The sequence below is a fragment of the Chromobacterium rhizoryzae genome, from assembly GCF_020544465.1.
In the GTDB taxonomy this organism is placed as follows: domain Bacteria; phylum Pseudomonadota; class Gammaproteobacteria; order Burkholderiales; family Chromobacteriaceae; genus Chromobacterium.
The window spans coordinates 5,100,688-5,116,047 of sequence record NZ_CP066126.1; the positions used below are offsets into that span (position 1 = coordinate 5,100,688).

Consider the following 15,360-nt stretch of genomic DNA (forward strand, 5'->3'; position numbering starts at 1 on the left):
AATCACGGCCAAATCAGGAGGCTCCCACCACAAGCGCCGCTTGTCAGGCGCAAAAAAGCCCCGGGCGCGGACGCGCCTCGGGGCACTTCAATGCATTCCATGCCGCGATCAACTTGATGAGCGGCCATGCCGGCGCACGGCGCCGCGCCGCGCGACAAAAAAAGGCCGCCTTGAAAGGCGGCCTGTTCGGCATGCGGCGCTTATTGCCGCCAAGCGGGATGATTCACGACCAACCCAGGCTGGCCAGCTCCTCCGCGCTCAGATGCCGCCATTCGCCCTGCGGCAGCTCGCCCAGCGCCACGCTGCCCAGGCTGATGCGGTGCAGCTGTTCCACCCGGTTGCTGGCCGCCGCCACCATGCGTTTGACCTGGTGATACTTGCCCTGGGTGATGGTCAGCAGTATCACATGGCTGTCCAGCCGCTCTATGCTGTCGGCGGCGAACTCCGCGCCTTCGTCGTTCAGATAAACCCCGCTTTGCAGCTTGGCGATGAACTCCTCGCTGTCCGCGTGTTTCAGCGTCACCTGGTAGCACTTGGGCACCAGCTTCTTGGGCGAGCTGAGCGCGTGCACGAACTGGCCGTCGTTGGTCAGCAGGATCAGGCCGGTGGTGTCCACGTCCAGCCGGCCCACGGCGGTGATGCCCAGATTGCCGAACTGATAAGGCAGCAGCCGATAAATGCCGGGATTGTGCTGCGGCTTGTGCGAGGTTTCGTAATTGGGGGGCTTGTGGAACAGCAAGTAGAGCGGCCCGGTCACCACGTCCCAGGGCTTGTCGTCCACCACCAGTTGCCGGATATCGGCCAGTTCCACCTGCTGACGGTAGTTGTCGACGATCTCGCCATTGAGTTCGACCAGGCCGTAGTCGATCAGCTGCCGGCATTCCTTGCGGCCGCCAAAGCCTTGTTGTTGCAGTAGTCGGTAAAGTTCCATCAGCGGATGGTAGCACACCGCCCCCGACGCGCCAGGCCGCCAAGCCGGAGTGTCAGGACACCAGCGGACGCATGGGATCCGCCACGCACACCCGGTCGCGCCCTTCCTTCTTGGCGCGGTACAAGGCCGCGTCGGCGGCGGCCACCACGCTGCCGGCGTCGGTGCCGTGCAGCGGGCACAGCGCCAGCCCCACCGACAAGGTGACGCGGATATCGTGCCCGCCGGCCACGATGGGCAGAACGCGCACATCGTGGCACAGCTGGCGCGCCTTGGCGTAGGCGTCGTTCAGCGACGCGCCAGGCAGCAGGATGAAGAACTCTTCGCCGCCGTAGCGGCAAACGATGTCTCCGCTGCGGAAGGCGTCGCTCAGATGCGCCGCCAGCGCCGTCAGCACCGCGTCGCCGCAAGGGTGGCCATACCGGTCGTTGATCTGCTTGAAATGATCGGCGTCGACCATCAACACCGCCACGTCCCTGTGCACCGCCAGCATATGACTGAGGATGCGCGGCAGAATATCGTCCAGATGACGGCGGTTGAACAGGCCGGTCAGCGGATCGCGCAACGCTTGCTCACGCAAGCCCTGCTGCAGCAGTTCTATTTCATTCAGATTCTGGCGCAGCGCCTGGTTGGCCTGCAGCAAATCCTGCTCCAGCTGTTTGCGCTCGCTGATGTCGTTGACGCCGTTGATCACAAACCAGCCGTCGTCGGCCCTCACCACGGAACAGGAGATCAGCGCCCAGAACTCCCGGCCGTCGGCGGCGCGCAGCCGCACTTCGCGGTCGCGCACGCAACCGCCTACTCGCAGCAGCGCGGACACGCGCTCGCGCTCGGCTGGATCCACGTAGAAGTCCTGCACCCGCAGCGGCCGCCCGGGCGCCAGTCGTTCGCGGAACAACTCCTCGGCGCGGGCATTGGCGTAGATCAGTTCGCCGCCTTGCAAACGGTTCATCGCCAAGGGAAAGGGCGCGGCGTCGGCCATCAGGCGCAAACGCGCCTCGCTGTCCGCCAGTTCGCGGGTCCGGGCGCGGACCTTGCCCTCCAATTGGCGGTTGACGCCGCGCAGCCTGGCCTCGGTGCGTCGCAGATCCACCGCCAGCGCGCCGAACACCAGCAAGGTGGTGGTCTGGATCAGCATCAGCATGCTGAGAGTCAGCAATGCCTGCTCGCCGTGCCCGAAAGCGCCGTGGCCGGACACGCCGCCGGCCAGAGCCAGCAGCAAAATCCCCAGCGACAGGCCATGGGCCAGCCGCAAGCGCTGGCGAAACGCGAACCACAGCAGAGGCAGGCTGAAGCAATAAGGCAGGGCGGCATAACGTCCGGTGCTGTCGTCTATGCCCAGCATGGCCAGGCCGGCGACCAGCAAGGTCAGCCAGGCGGTCAAACCGTCCAGCGAGCCGAGGCCGCCGTGGCCTTCGCCTGTCACCGCGCGCCTCAACAGCAGCAGACAGGGCGTCAGACTGAAAATGCCGGCCAGGTCCGCCAGCCACCAGGCGATGAAGTGACGCCCCAGCGGCAATAAGAGTTGCGGCTGGCCATGCAGCAGGGCCGCCGTGCCGCCCATGGCGGCGACGGCCGCGGCCAGCGCCGCGCCGGCGATGAAGGCCTGGACATAGGACAGGCTGTGCAAGGGCAGGCGCCGGCCGCAGCGGTAGCGCACCAGCAAGGCGCCCAACAAGCTGCCCACCGTATTGGCGCCGGCGATCAACAAGGCGTCCGCCAGCGGCAACTGGCGCGACAAGAGGCTAAACAGCAAAGATCCCGCCGCCAGCCCCATGCCGTAGCGCTGGCCGCCGCGCAAGGCGACCGCCATCGCCAGGCCGGCCGGAAACCAGGCCGGCGTCAGCCAGGTTTCCGCATTCATGAAGCCGGCCATCAATAGCCGCGCCAAGCCCCAATAGGCCGCGGCCACGCTCAGCTGCCGCCATGCGGCCGCCCAAAAGCCCGCGGCGGCATCCCTCCATCGCTGCATGCTTGTCTCCACCCTCCCTCAGCGCACAGCCGCGACGGCCGGCGAATGGGGGAAACCATCCGTCCCCCGCGCGCCGGCTTGAGCGCGACCGGTGTTCCGGGCCGTCCCCGGAACGGGGAGCAAGGCGGGAAACGCCGCTTTTTAGTCAATATAGATATATCGGATAAATTCCGCCGTCATTCCTTGGCTTTCTTGACTGCCACGCACGCAGGGGGCGGGCGGGCTATCTTGCTGATTCACATCGCGATTGAATAAATGATAGCTATCATCTAAAACGGAATCACCGCTTCGTCATTGCGTTGCGCCACCCTCTAGCCGAACAGGAAGGTCAACGATGCGCTACAGCTCAACTCACAAGACCGAAACCCGTCAACGGATCCTGACCATGGCCTCGCTGCGTTTTCGAGCCGAAGGCGTGGCCAATGTCGGCATCGCCAATCTGATGGCCGATCTGGGACTGACCCACGGCGGTTTCTACGCCCACTTCCACAGCAAGGACGATCTGGTGGCGCAATCCTGTCGCCAGGCGCTGCTGGACATGAACGAGATTTGGCAGGCCCAACTGGAGCAGGCGCCCAACGGCGCCGGGCTGAAACGGCTGGCCAAGGATTATCTGAGCGCGGCGCACCGCGACTTTCCTGACTCCGGCTGCGCCGCCGCCGCGCTGGCCGGGGAGCTGGCCCGCCACGACAAAGCCACGCGCCAGGCGTTTTCCGAAGGCTTGCAGGCGCTGCTGCACACGCTGCGCCAGGCGCAACAATGCGACACGGCGGCCGGCTCGCGGCCGGCGCTGGCGCCCGAAGCCTGCCTGGCCCTGATGGTGGGCGCCTTGCTGCTGTCCCGCGCCATCTCGGACGAGACGCTGTCCGACCGGCTGCTGAAAACCGCGGCGGCGGCGCTGGCCCTGCAAGCCCGGGCGTAGAACCCGTTCAAAACCTCGCGGACAAGCGCGAGACAAAACCTTGCGGCGGAAGAAACGGAAGGAGCGCGCGGCGCGTGAGCGTGCTGAGACCTAGCCGCCGCGCGAGATCTCGCGCAGCGCAGCAGGTAGGAAACAGCCTCTTTAGACGATGTCGAGGTGGTCTATGCCTTCCAGCGGGTCCCTGGACTTGGAGCCTTCGCTGTAAAGCTTGATCTTCAGCCGCAGATCGTTGATGGAGTCGGCGTTGCGCAGAGCGTCCTCGTAGCTGATCAGATCCGCCTCGTACAGCTCGAACAAGGACTGGTCGAAGGTCTGCATGCCGGTCTCGCGCGAGCGGCCCATCACTTCCTTCAGACCGGCGATTTCGCCCTTGAAGATCATGTCGGACACCAGCGGGCTGTTGAGCAGGATTTCCACCGCCGCCACCCGGCCGCGGCCGCTTTTGATCGGCACCAGCCGCTGGGAAATGATGGAACGCATATTCAGCGACAAATCCATCAAGACCTGTTGATGACGCTCCTCGGGGAAGAAGTTGAGGATGCGGTCCAGCGCCTGGTTGGCGTTGTTGGCGTGCAGCGTGGCCAGGCACAGGTGGCCGGTTTCGGCGAACTGCAAGCCGTAGCCCATGGTTTCGCGGTCGCGGATCTCGCCCATCAGGATCACGTCCGGCGCCTGGCGCAGGGTGTTCTTCAAGGCGATGTCCCAATCATCGGTGTCCACGCCCACCTCGCGCTGGGTGATGATGGACTTTTTGTGCTGGTGCACGTATTCGATCGGATCTTCGATGGTGATGATGTGGTCGTGGTTGTGGCTGTTGCGCCAGTCCACCAGCGCGGCCAGCGAGGTGGATTTGCCCGAGCCGGTGCCGCCGACGAAGATCACCAGCCCGCGCTTGATCAGCGCGATGTCGCGCAAGACCAGCGGCAGGTTGAGCTGGTCGAAAGTGGGGATTTCGGTGTTGATCTTGCGCAACACCATGCCGGCGTGGCCCTGCTGCACATAGGCGCTGACGCGGAAGCGCCCCAGGCCCGGCGGATTGATCGCGAAGTTGGCCTCCTTCTTGGTTTCGAACTCCTCGGTCTGCCGGTCGTTCATCACCGCGCGCACCAATTCCTTGGTGTGCTGGGCGGACAGGGGCTGCGGCGCCACCGGTGTGATCTTGCCGTCTATCTTCATCGCCGGCGGGAAATCGGCGGCGATGAAGACATCGGAGGCGTTCTTGCCGGTGGCGTGCTTCAGCAGATCCAGTATGAACTTGGAAGCCTGGTCTTTTTCCATGATGAGGTCCCGCGGGTCGCCGTTTCTAGTGTAGCGCAGCGCCCGCTCAGAATTGATCCTTGTTGGCGGCCTTTTGTCTGGCGTCCGCCGGCGACACCATATTGCGCCGCACCAGCTCCTGTAGACACTGGTCCAGCGTCTGCATGCCGTGCTGCTGACCGGTCTGGATCATGGAGTTGATCTGGGCGATCTTGTTTTCGCGGATCAGGTTGCGGATCGCCGGGGTGCCCAGCATGATTTCATGCGCGGCCACCCGCCCGCTGCCGTCCTTGGTCTTGAGCAGGGTCTGGGCGATCACCGCGCGCACCGATTCGGACAGCATCGAACGCACCATCTCCTTTTCCCCGGCCGGGAACACGTCGACGATACGGTCTATGGTCTTGGCGGCGGAGCTGGTGTGCAGGGTGCCGAACACCAGGTGGCCGGTTTCCGCCGCGGTCAGCGCCAGGCGTATGGTTTCCAGATCGCGCAATTCGCCCACCAGGATCACGTCCGGGTCTTCGCGCAGGGCGGACTTCAGCGCATTGGCGAAGCTGTGAGTCTGCAAGCCCAGCTCGCGCTGGTTGATCAGGCACTTCTTGCTGTCGTGGACGAACTCGATCGGATCCTCCACGGTCAGGATATGGGAGAAGTGGTTGTCGTTGATGAAATCAATCATCGCCGCCAGCGTGGTGGACTTGCCTGAGCCGGTGGGGCCGGTCACCAGCACCAGCCCGCGCGGAAAGGCGGCGATTTCCTGGAAGATCTTGGGCGCGCCCAGCTGCTCCAGCGACAGCACCTTGGACGGAATCACCCGGAACACCGCTCCCATGCCGCGGTTCTGCACGAAGGAGTTGACGCGGAAACGGGCGATGCCGGGCAGGTCGAAGGAAAAGTCGCACTCGAAGGTGTCTTCGAAGATTTTGCGCTGGTAATCGTTCATGATGTCGTACACCATGTCGTGCACGTCATGGTGGTCCATCGGCGGCAGGTTGATGCGGCGGATGTCGCCGTTCACCCGGATCATCGGCGGCAGCCCGGCGGACAGATGCAGGTCGGACGCCTTGTTCTTGACCGTAAAGGCCAAGAGCTCCGAAATTTCCATAATATAATCTCCACGATGACTGCACCGCCGCCATGGTTTCAGCCGCCAGGCGACCACTTGAAAAATAATGAAGAACCGCCCGCGTCGGCGACGCGCCCGAACGAGACCCCGGCATTTCCGGCTCTGGCGCTGATTGTAAGCTCAACTCAGCCATTTGGGATATCGCCGTCACCCCATAATTATTAATGATGCGCGGCCATGATTCTTTGTAGAAACCCCAAACCCGGGCAACAAGCCTCACCGCCCGCAGCAAACCATTTCTCGACGCCATGACAGACTCCATCTCCCAACCCTTGCAGCAAGTCCGCCAACGCCTGGCGGACGCGGAACACGCCGCCGGCCGTCCGGCGGGATCGGTGCGCTTGCTGGCCGTCAGCAAAACCTTCCCCGCCGCGGACATCGAGCAAGCCTATCTTGCCGGCCAGCGCGCCTTTGGTGAAAACTACGTGCAGGAATTGCAGCAGAAGGCCGAGGCGCTGGCCGGCCTGGAGATCGAATGGCACTTCATCGGCCCGATGCAATCCAATAAAACCCGAGCGGTGGCGGAATTGGCGCACTGGGCCCACTCGGTGGAGCGGCTGAAAATCGCGGAACGGCTGTCGGCGCAACGTCCGGCGGCGCTGCCGCCGCTGAACGTGTGCATTCAGGTGAACGTGTCCGGCGAGGCCAGCAAGAGCGGCTGCGCGCCGGAGCAGGCGCTGGAATTGGCGCGCGCGGTGGCGGCCTTGCCGCGTCTGACCCTGCGCGGCCTGATGTGCATCCCGGAACCCACGGAGGACACGGCGCGGCTGGCGTCTCAGTTCGCCCAGCTGCGCAGGCTGCGCGAACGCCTGATCGCCGAAGGGCTGGCGCTGGACACGCTGTCCATGGGCATGTCCTCCGACATGGCCGTCGCCGTCGCCGAAGGCGCCACCCTGGTGCGGGTGGGCACGGCCATTTTCGGCGCGCGCCATTATCATTGAATGACATCGGCTTGAAACGATAGCGGTTTCAGGCCGGTTTATAAGGAAAAAGCATGCGGATTACCTTCATAGGCGGCGGCAATATGGCCAACGCCATCATCGCCGGCCTGATCAAGCAGGCGGCGCATCGCATCCACGTGGTGGACCCGGACGCCGGCAAAGTGGAACGGCTGCGCCAGGAATACGACGTCAGCGGCGGCGCGGCGCTGCCGGACGCCTTCGGCATCGGCGACATCGTGGTGCTGGCGGTCAAGCCGCAGCATCTGCGCGACTTGTGCCTGGAGCTTGAGCCCAGGCTCAACGGCGCGCTGGTGATCTCCATCGCCGCCGGCATCCGCCTGGACGCGCTATGCCGCTGGCTGGGCAGCAAGCGCGTGGTGCGGGTGATGCCCAACACCCCGGCGATGATAGGCAAGGGCGTGTCCGGCCTGTTCGCCTCGGTGGGCGTCAGCGAAGACGACCGCCAGGACGCCAACACCGTGATGCAGGCGGCCGGCATCACCGTCTGGCTGCAAAACGAACAGCGCATCGACGACGTCACCGCCGTGTCCGGCAGCGGCCCGGCCTATGTGTTCTATTTCATCGAAAGCATGATAGAAGCCGCCCAGCAAACCGGCTTTTCCGAAGCGGAAGCGCGCCGGCTGGTGCTGGCCACCTTCGAAGGCGCGGTGGAACTGGCCAAGCAAAGCCCGCTGTCCGTGGCCGCCTTGCGCACCAATGTGATGTCCAAGGGCGGCACCACCGAACGCGCCATCGCCCGCTTTGAGGCGGAAGGCGTCAAGCAGGCCATCATCGCCGGCACGCTGGACTGCCGCGACCGCTCCATCGAAATGGGCCAACAACTCAGCCAGGACTAAGCCACATCATGTTCTTCGACACTTTGCGCTTTCTGATCCACTCCCTTTGCGGCCTGTTCGTGCTGGTGCTGCTGCTGCGCTTCTATCTGCAAGTGGCGCGCGCCCCGTTCAAACACCCGCTGTGCCAGTTCGTGATGGCCGCCACCAATTTCGCGGTGCTGCCGCTGCGCAAGCTGGTGCCGGCGATGCGCAGCTACGACAGCGCCACCATGTTGCTGGCCTGGCTGGTGGCGCTGCTGTCCAATGTGCTGGTCACCTTGCTCAGCTCGGTGCCGGAAGTCTTCACCTTTCCGCAGGTCTGGGTGGCGCTGTCGCTGCTGTCGCTGCTGGAAGTGTTCAAGCAATCGCTGACCCTGTTGATGGGCAGCGTCATCGTTCAGGCCGTGCTCAGCTGGGTCAGCCCCTACAACCCGCTGATGCCGGTGCTGGACGCGTTGACCCGGCCCTTCCTGCGTCCGTTCCGCAAGGCCAATATCGGCGGCGTGGACCTGTCGCCGCTGGTGCTGCTCCTGATCATCCAGGTGATCCTGATGCTGCCGGTGCGCATGCTGGAAGCAAGCTTCTTGACCCAACTCAAGGTAGTACTGTAGCAATTCAGGTTATTTGTCATATTTTTTCGCGGCCGCGCTTTGCGGCCGCTCGTTTGGCAACCGATTTGCATCACCACACCAGGAGACTTCCAATGAAAAAAGCCTTGCTCGCCGCCGCCCTGTTGAGCGCCGCCGCCGCTCCCGCCTTCGCCAATATGCAGCTGGCGCAAAAATACAGCTGTACCGCCTGTCACGCGGTGGACAAGAAGATCGTCGGCCCGGCCTATAAGGACGTGGCCAAGAAATACGCCAGCCAGAAAGGCGCGGAAGCCATGCTGATGGCCAAGATCAAGAACGGCGGCTCCGGCGTGTGGGGCCCGGTGCCGATGACCCCGCATCCGAACATCCCGGACGCGGACCTGCGCGCGCTGGCCAAATGGGTACTGTCGCTGAAATAAGCCATCCCGACGCTAGAAACCCGGCACGCCGCACGGCGCGCCGGCTCCCGGAAAAAGGCGGCGCATTGCCGCCTTTGAACTGTCCGGGACATTTTATGTCTTAGCCTGTTGCGCCAATACCCTTTTAACGATGCCTCAGGCTTGTTACCGGAGTGAAACAACGCTATACCGATTGTCAGCAGCAGGGAGTTAATATCACCTAAGCGCCTAAGACAGTTGCAGAAATAGCGGGGCGCCGGTAATCTTCTCCGCCTGTTGCCAACTCTATGCTGGAAGCACCTATTATGGCCAAACTAACCGAACAGGATATCCTCAACTGGACCGGCGACGATTACATGAACGCCGACCATCTTGAGTTTTTCAAAGACCGGTTGTTGCAGATGCAGCAGGAGTTGCTCTCTAACGCAAATGCGACCGCCAATCACCTGCAAGAGCAGGAAGCCACGCCGGATCCCGCTGACCGCGCCACGCTGGAAGAGGAATACGCGCTGGAACTGCGCACCCGCGACCGCGAGCGCAAGCTGCTGCAAAAGATCCAGGCCTCGCTGCGCCAGATCGAAGACGGTTCTTACGGCTTCTGCGAAGACACCGGCGAACCGATCGGCCTGCGCCGCCTGATGGCCCGCCCCACCGCCACGCTGTCGGTGGAAGCCCAGGAACGCCGCGAACGCATGAAGCGTCAGTACGCCGACTGACCGTTCCGGCTCTCGCCCGCAAAACGCCCTGGCCGCATCCGGGGCGTTTTTCATGTCCGCCTGTCCCCCGTCCAAGAAAAACAAGCAGATAAATCGGGAGCCGATAGCTTATCCCTAACGATCATCTAGTATGAATTTAGGGCATTAAAGCAGGCCGGCCGCTTGTCTAGCGTCGTGGAATCCGGTTATCTTGCTGCTATGCAAAAACTGAAATAGCAAGGAAGCCGCCTTTATGCAACGCCAGACCGACGACGTCAGAATCCGCGAAATCAAGGAATTGCTGCCGCCCATCGCCCACCTGTACGAACTGCCGATCACCGAGGCCGCCTCCGAGGTGATTTACGCCGCCCGCCGCGACATCTCCGCGCTGTTGCGCGGCGAGGACGACCGCCTGCTGGTGGTGATCGGCCCCTGCTCCATCCACGACACCGAAGCCGCCATCGAGTACGCCAAGAAGCTGGCGCCGCTGCGCGACAAGCTGTCGCAGGAGCTGGTGGTGGTGATGCGCGTCTACTTTGAAAAACCGCGCACCACCGTCGGCTGGAAAGGCCTGATCAACGATCCGCTGCTGAACGAATCCTTCGACATCAACAGCGGCCTGCGCATCGCGCGCCGCCTGCTGCTGACCCTGAACGACATGGGCATGCCGGCCGCCACCGAATTCCTGGACATGATCACGCCGCAGTACTTCGCCGACCTGATCAGCTGGGGCGCCATCGGCGCGCGCACCACCGAAAGCCAGGTGCACCGCGAACTGGCCTCCGGCCTGTCCTGCCCGGTGGGTTTCAAGAACGGCACCGACGGCAATCTGAAGATCGCCGTGGACGCCATCCGCTCCTCCAGCGTGCCCCATCATTTCCTGTCCGTGACCAAGACCGGCCACTCCGCCATCGTCTCCACCGGCGGCAACCCGGATTGCCACGTGATCCTGCGCGGCGGCAAGGAACCCAATTACTCGGCCGAGCACGTGAGCGCCGCGGCGGCGGAACTGGTCTCCGTGGGCCTGCCGCAAAAGCTGATGGTGGATTTCAGCCACGCCAACAGCCGCAAGGACTACCGTCGTCAGATGGAAGTGGCCGACGACATCGCCGGCCAGCTGGCCGCCGGCAACGCCAATATCTTCGGCGTGATGGTGGAAAGCCACTTGGTGGAAGGCCGCCAGGACCTGAAGCCGGGCTGCGAGTTGACCTACGGCCAGAGCGTCACCGACGCCTGCATCGGCTGGGACGACACGGAAAAACTGCTGACCACGCTGGCCGACTCGGTGAAGGCGCGCCGCGCGCGTCAAGACTGAGCCGGCGCCAAGCCGACTGCCTCGCGGCGGAGCATGCGCTCCGCCGTTTTCATTGGCTCAGCTGCTCGCCGGCCAGGCGGCCCAGGGAGGCAATCGCCCGCGCCAGCGCCGGCGACCACGGCTGGCCGAAATTCAGCCGCAGACAGTGGCCGAAACGCGGCTCGGCGGAAAACACCAGGCCCGGCGCGAAACTGATGGATTCGGCCAGCGCCCGCTCCAGCAAGCGGCCCGCGTCCAGCCCTTCCGGACATTCCACCCACAGCAGCAGACCGCCCTGCGGCCTCCGCAGCCGCGTGCCCTTGGGGAAGGCCGCCAGCACCGCGTCGGCCAGTTGGCCCATCTGCCGCGCCAATTGCCGCCGCAAACGCTCGGCGAAACGCGCGTAGTCGCCGTCGGCCAACACATCCGCCAACAAGCCCTGATACAAGGCCGAGCTCACCAGGCTGCTGCTATTGCTCAGCCGCGCCAGCGCCGCGTGATGGCGGCCGCCGGACAACCAGCCCAAACGGAACGAAGGCGCGAAGCTCTTGGTGAAGGACGAGCAGTAAATCACCTCGCCGCGGCTGTCCCAGGCCTTCAGCGGCGTCGGATGCTGCTCGCCGAAGTAAAGCTCGCCGAACACATCGTCCTCGATGATGGTCAGGCCGTGACGGTAAGCCAGCTGCAACAAGCGCTTCTTGGCTTCGTCCGGCATCAAGGCGCCGGTGGGATTCTGAAAATTGGTCACCGTCACCAGGCAGCGCGGCGCCGGTCCGTGGCGCAAGGCGAACTCCAGCGCCTCCAGCGACAGGCCGGCGTCCGGCGTGCACGGGATTTCCAGCGCTTTCAGTCCCAGGGCCTCCAGGGTTTGCAGCAGACCGAAGTACACCGGCGTCTCCACCGCCACGGTGTCGCCCGGCCGGGTCAGCAAGCGCAGCGACAGGCTGATCGCCTCGGTGATGCCGTGGGTGAACAGGATGGCGTCCGGCTCCAGCGCCAGCTGCCACTGCGCCGCCAGCCCGCACACCAGCCGGTGCAGACGCGCCTGCTCGCCGCGCGGCAGATAGGCGCCGATCAGCTCCGGCCGCTGGTTCAGCGTCTGTTGCAGCCGACGCGCCAGCGCCGCCGCCGGATACATGCTGCCGTGCGCTTCCGCCATGTGCAGCTGGGTGCCGATGTCCAGGCCCGACCATTCGATCAATTGCGACATGCGGCTGTCCACCCGCACCAGGGTCGCCGCCGACGGCAAGCCGTCGTCCCGGGCATGCGCCTGCTGCGCGCGGCTGGGCAAGGCGGCGAAAAAGCCGGCGCGCGGCCGGGCGCTGACGCGTTGCCGGCGCTCCAGATGGCGGTAAGCCGCCAGCGCGGTCAAGACGTTGACGCCGTGCAGGGCGGCCAGACGGCGCACCGAGGGCAGCCGGCTGCCGGGCGGGTACTCGCCGCTGTCCAGCCCGCGCTCGATGTCCGCGGCAATGCGTAGATACAGGGAATCAGTCATCGCTGTTATATAGAACAGATTGTGCGCAGCATAAACTGTTTGCGTCGGCTGTGGGAAGGCGAGGCGCGGCGCTTGCGCTAGGCTGGCCCTACTTTTCATCGCAAGAAAGCGCATCATGCCGTCCACCTTCTGGCGCGACCTGTCGCCCTCCGCCGCGCTGGCCGCGGCGCTGGCCTTATTGGTCGGCTATTCCGGCCCCTTCCTCATCATCGTCCACGCCGCCCAGTCAGCCGGACTGTCCCCGGCCCAGCTCGGCTCCTGGATCTGGGCGGTGTCCATCGGCTCCGGCGTGGCCGGCCTCTACCTGTCCTGGCGCTGGAAGGCGCCGGTGATCACCGCCTGGAGCACCCCCGGCGCGGCCCTGCTGCTGGCGGCCCTGCCCGGCGTGCCCTACGGCGAGGCGGTGGGCGCCTTCCTGGCCGCCGCCGCCATCGTCACCCTGCTGGGCGTCAGCGGTCTGTTCGACCGGCTGATGAAGGTGTTCCCCGCTGCGCTGGCGGCGGCGATGCTGGCCGGCATCCTGTTCCGCTTCGTCGCCGAACTGGCCAGCGCCGCCGGCCACGATCCGCTGCTGGTGGTCAGCATGGCCGCGCTGTTCTTCGTCGGCCGCCGCTTCTTCCCGCGCTACGCGCTGCCGGCCGCCATCCTGCTGGGCCTGCTGCTGGCGGCGGCGCAAGGCCTGTTCCAGCCGCTGCCGGCCCATGGCGGAGGCGGCGGCGGTCCGCTGTTCACCGCGCCGCAATGGTCGTGGAGCGCCTTCTTCAATCTGGCCTTGCCGCTGGCGCTGGTGGCGCTGACCGGTCAATTCCTGCCCGGCATGGCGGTGCTGGCCTCCTCCGGCTACCGCATCCCGGCCCGCTCGCCGGTGTCGCTGCTGGGCGCGGTGTCCATGCTGACCGCGCCCTTCGGCGGCCACGGCGTGGTGCTGGCGGCGATCACCGCCGCCATCTGCACCGGGCCGGAAACCCACCCCGATCCCAAACGCCGCTATGTGGCCGGCGTGATCTGCGGCGCGCTCTATCTGGCGATAGGCGCGGCCGGCGGCGCGCTGGCCAGCCTGATCCTGACCCTGCCCAAGGCGCTGGTGGCCACCGCCGCCGGGCTGGCGCTGTTCGGCACCCTGGCGTCCTCCTTGAGCGCGGCGCTGAGCGACGAGGGCCGCCGCGAAGCGGCGCTGATCACCTTCGTGGTGGCGGCCTCCGGCGTCAGCATCGCCGGCCTGGGCGCGCCGCTGTGGGCCTTGCTGGCCGGCGGCGCGGTGGCCTTGATCCTGCGTCCGGCCAAGGCCCGGCAGGCCGAAGCCGCCGTCGGCCAGCGCGGCTGAACCGGCACTGGCAGCCCGGCGGCGGGCATGATAAGTTAAGGGACTGGATACAATATTCCGCGCGGCGACCGAACCGGGCGGACCCTGCCCACCCTCGAGGAAACCATGTTCGCTGCCACCGTATACGCGCAACGCCGCGCCCGTCTGCAAGCGGCCGGCCTGTCCGGCCTGCTGCTGTTTGTCGGCAATGTCGATTCGCCGATGAACTATCACGACAACACTCTGCCCTTCGTGCAGGACTCCAGCTTCCGTTATTTCTTCGGCCTGAACGAACCGGGCCTGGCCGGCCTCATCGACGCCGACAGCGGCGAAGCGACGCTGTTCGGCAACGATCCGGACGTGGCCGACATCGTCTGGACCGGCCCGCTGCCCAGCCTGGCCGAACGCGCCGCGCTGGCCGGCCTGACACACAGCCGCGGCTACGCCGAACTGGCCTCCGCGCTGAGCGCCGCGCGCGCCGCCGGCCGCGCCGTCCATTACCTGGCGCCGTACCGCGGCGAAACCCTGATCGAGATGGGCCGCTTGCTGGACGTTCATCCGGCCAAGGTCAAGGACGGCTTCTCCGCGCCGCTGACCCATGCCGTGGTGGCGCTGCGCGAAATCAAGGGCGACGAAGAAATCGCCGAAATGGAAGCGGCGCTGGCGGTGACCCGCGACATGCACGTCGCCGCGATGCGCCACGCCAAACCCGGCGTGATGGAATACGAAGTGGTGGGCGAGATGGAAGGCATCATGCGCCGACGCGACTGGCAGCTGGCCTATCCGTCCATCTTCTCCCGCCGCGGCGAAGTGCTGCACAACCATCACCACGACAACCGCCTGGAAAGCGGCGACCTGGCGCTGAACGACACCGGCTGTACCTCCGGCGGCGGCTACGCCAGCGACATCACCCGCACCTTCCCGGTGGGCGGCAAGTTCAGCCCGCGCCAGCGCGAACTGTACAATATCGTGCTGGACATGCAGCTGGCCGCCATCGAGGCGATGAAGCCGGGCGTGCGCTATCTGGACGTGCACAAGCTGTCCGCGCGGCTGATGGTGGAAAGAATGAGCGCGCTGGGCTTCTTCCAGGGCAACGCCGACGCCATCGTTGAATCCGGCGCCTACGCCATCGCCTTCCCGCACGGCCTTGGCCATCAGATCGGCATGGACGTGCACGATATGGAAGGCCTGGGCGAAGACCTGGTGGGTTACGGCGAGGACACCGAGCGCAGCCCGCTGTTCGGGCTGGGCTACCTGCGTCTGGGCAAGCCGCTGAAACAAGGCATGGTGGTGACGGTGGAGCCCGGCATGTACTTCATCCCGGCGCTGATCGAAGCCTGGGCCGCCGAAGGCCGCCACAGCCAGTACATCGACTACGACAAATTCCGCGAATACCAGGACTTCGGCGGCATCCGCATTGAGGACAATGTGTTGGTCACCGCCGACGGCAGCCGCGTGCTGGGCGCGCCGATTCCCAAGACGGTGGAAGAAGTCGAAGCCGCGATGGCCGGCTGAAACCCGCCGCTCCCGCCTTCCAGCCGCCCATGGGCGGCTTTTTCACGCCCGGTCGCCTGCGCTCGCCCCCGCGTCGCATTCTGAC

Annotated in this window: 14 protein-coding genes; 9 read left to right on the forward strand and 5 right to left on the reverse strand. The window is 65.3% G+C overall.

Going from position 1 to position 15,360, the window contains the following annotated elements; genetic code table 11:
• Positions 1-223: 223 nt before the first annotated feature.
• Positions 224-931, reverse strand: a complete 708-nt coding sequence (locus JC616_RS23350; protein WP_227105723.1) for a pseudouridine synthase — start codon at positions 929-931, stop codon at positions 224-226.
• A gap of 52 nt (positions 932-983) precedes the next feature.
• Complete coding sequence (locus JC616_RS23355; protein ID WP_227105725.1) at positions 984-2,900, reverse strand: sensor domain-containing diguanylate cyclase; 1,917 nt, start codon at positions 2,898-2,900, stop codon at positions 984-986.
• 334 nt (positions 2,901-3,234) lie between these two features.
• Between JC616_RS23355 and JC616_RS23360 the strand changes: the two genes are divergently transcribed.
• Positions 3,235-3,822, forward strand: a complete 588-nt coding sequence (locus tag JC616_RS23360; protein WP_107801222.1) for a TetR/AcrR family transcriptional regulator — start codon at positions 3,235-3,237, stop codon at positions 3,820-3,822.
• 141 nt (positions 3,823-3,963) lie between these two features.
• On the opposite strand, the gene JC616_RS23365 is transcribed toward JC616_RS23360, so the two are convergent.
• Together JC616_RS23365 and JC616_RS23370 are read right to left on the reverse strand one after the other, a co-directional pair.
• Positions 3,964-5,100 (reverse strand): PilT/PilU family type 4a pilus ATPase, encoded by a 1,137-nt coding sequence (locus JC616_RS23365; protein ID WP_048412756.1) that lies wholly within the window; start codon positions 5,098-5,100, stop codon positions 3,964-3,966.
• Positions 5,101-5,146: 46 nt separating this feature from the next.
• A complete protein-coding gene (locus JC616_RS23370; protein ID WP_043589321.1) occupies positions 5,147-6,184 on the reverse strand; it encodes a type IV pilus twitching motility protein PilT in 1,038 nt (345 codons plus the stop codon).
• 269 nt (positions 6,185-6,453) lie between these two features.
• Here JC616_RS23370 and JC616_RS23375 point away from each other — a divergent pair, with 269 nt between their 5' ends.
• The 6 genes from JC616_RS23375 to aroG all read left to right on the forward strand — a co-directional run bounded on the left by JC616_RS23375 (position 6,454) and on the right by aroG (position 10,980).
• Positions 6,454-7,146: a YggS family pyridoxal phosphate-dependent enzyme gene (locus tag JC616_RS23375; RefSeq protein ID WP_227105727.1), complete on the forward strand. Its 693-nt coding sequence runs from the start codon at positions 6,454-6,456 to the stop codon at positions 7,144-7,146.
• 53 nt (positions 7,147-7,199) lie between these two features.
• Entirely contained in the window at positions 7,200-8,003 is an 804-nt protein-coding gene (gene proC / locus JC616_RS23380; RefSeq protein ID WP_107801224.1) for a pyrroline-5-carboxylate reductase, read from the forward strand.
• 8 nt (positions 8,004-8,011) lie between these two features.
• Entirely contained in the window at positions 8,012-8,593 is a 582-nt protein-coding gene (locus JC616_RS23385) for a YggT family protein (protein ID WP_227105729.1), read from the forward strand.
• A gap of 92 nt (positions 8,594-8,685) precedes the next feature.
• On the forward strand, positions 8,686-8,991 hold the full coding sequence (locus JC616_RS23390; RefSeq protein ID WP_107801226.1) for a c-type cytochrome: 306 nt from the start codon (positions 8,686-8,688) through the stop codon (positions 8,989-8,991).
• Positions 8,992-9,275: 284 nt separating this feature from the next.
• Complete coding sequence (dksA, locus tag JC616_RS23395; RefSeq protein WP_019102526.1) at positions 9,276-9,686, forward strand: RNA polymerase-binding protein DksA; 411 nt, start codon at positions 9,276-9,278, stop codon at positions 9,684-9,686.
• Positions 9,687-9,918: 232 nt separating this feature from the next.
• Complete coding sequence (gene aroG, locus JC616_RS23400) at positions 9,919-10,980, forward strand: 3-deoxy-7-phosphoheptulonate synthase AroG (protein WP_227105732.1); 1,062 nt, start codon at positions 9,919-9,921, stop codon at positions 10,978-10,980.
• 49 nt (positions 10,981-11,029) lie between these two features.
• Here aroG and JC616_RS23405 read toward each other — a convergent pair whose 3' ends face one another.
• Complete coding sequence (locus tag JC616_RS23405; protein ID WP_227105734.1) at positions 11,030-12,457, reverse strand: aminotransferase-like domain-containing protein; 1,428 nt, start codon at positions 12,455-12,457, stop codon at positions 11,030-11,032.
• Between the two features lie 115 nt (positions 12,458-12,572).
• Between JC616_RS23405 and JC616_RS23410 the strand changes: the two genes are divergently transcribed.
• On the forward strand, positions 12,573-13,781 hold the full coding sequence (locus tag JC616_RS23410; RefSeq protein WP_227105736.1) for a benzoate/H(+) symporter BenE family transporter: 1,209 nt from the start codon (positions 12,573-12,575) through the stop codon (positions 13,779-13,781).
• Positions 13,782-13,886: 105 nt separating this feature from the next.
• A complete protein-coding gene (locus tag JC616_RS23415) occupies positions 13,887-15,275 on the forward strand; it encodes an aminopeptidase P family protein (RefSeq protein WP_227105738.1) in 1,389 nt (462 codons plus the stop codon).
• The last annotated feature ends 85 nt before the right edge of the window (positions 15,276-15,360 follow it).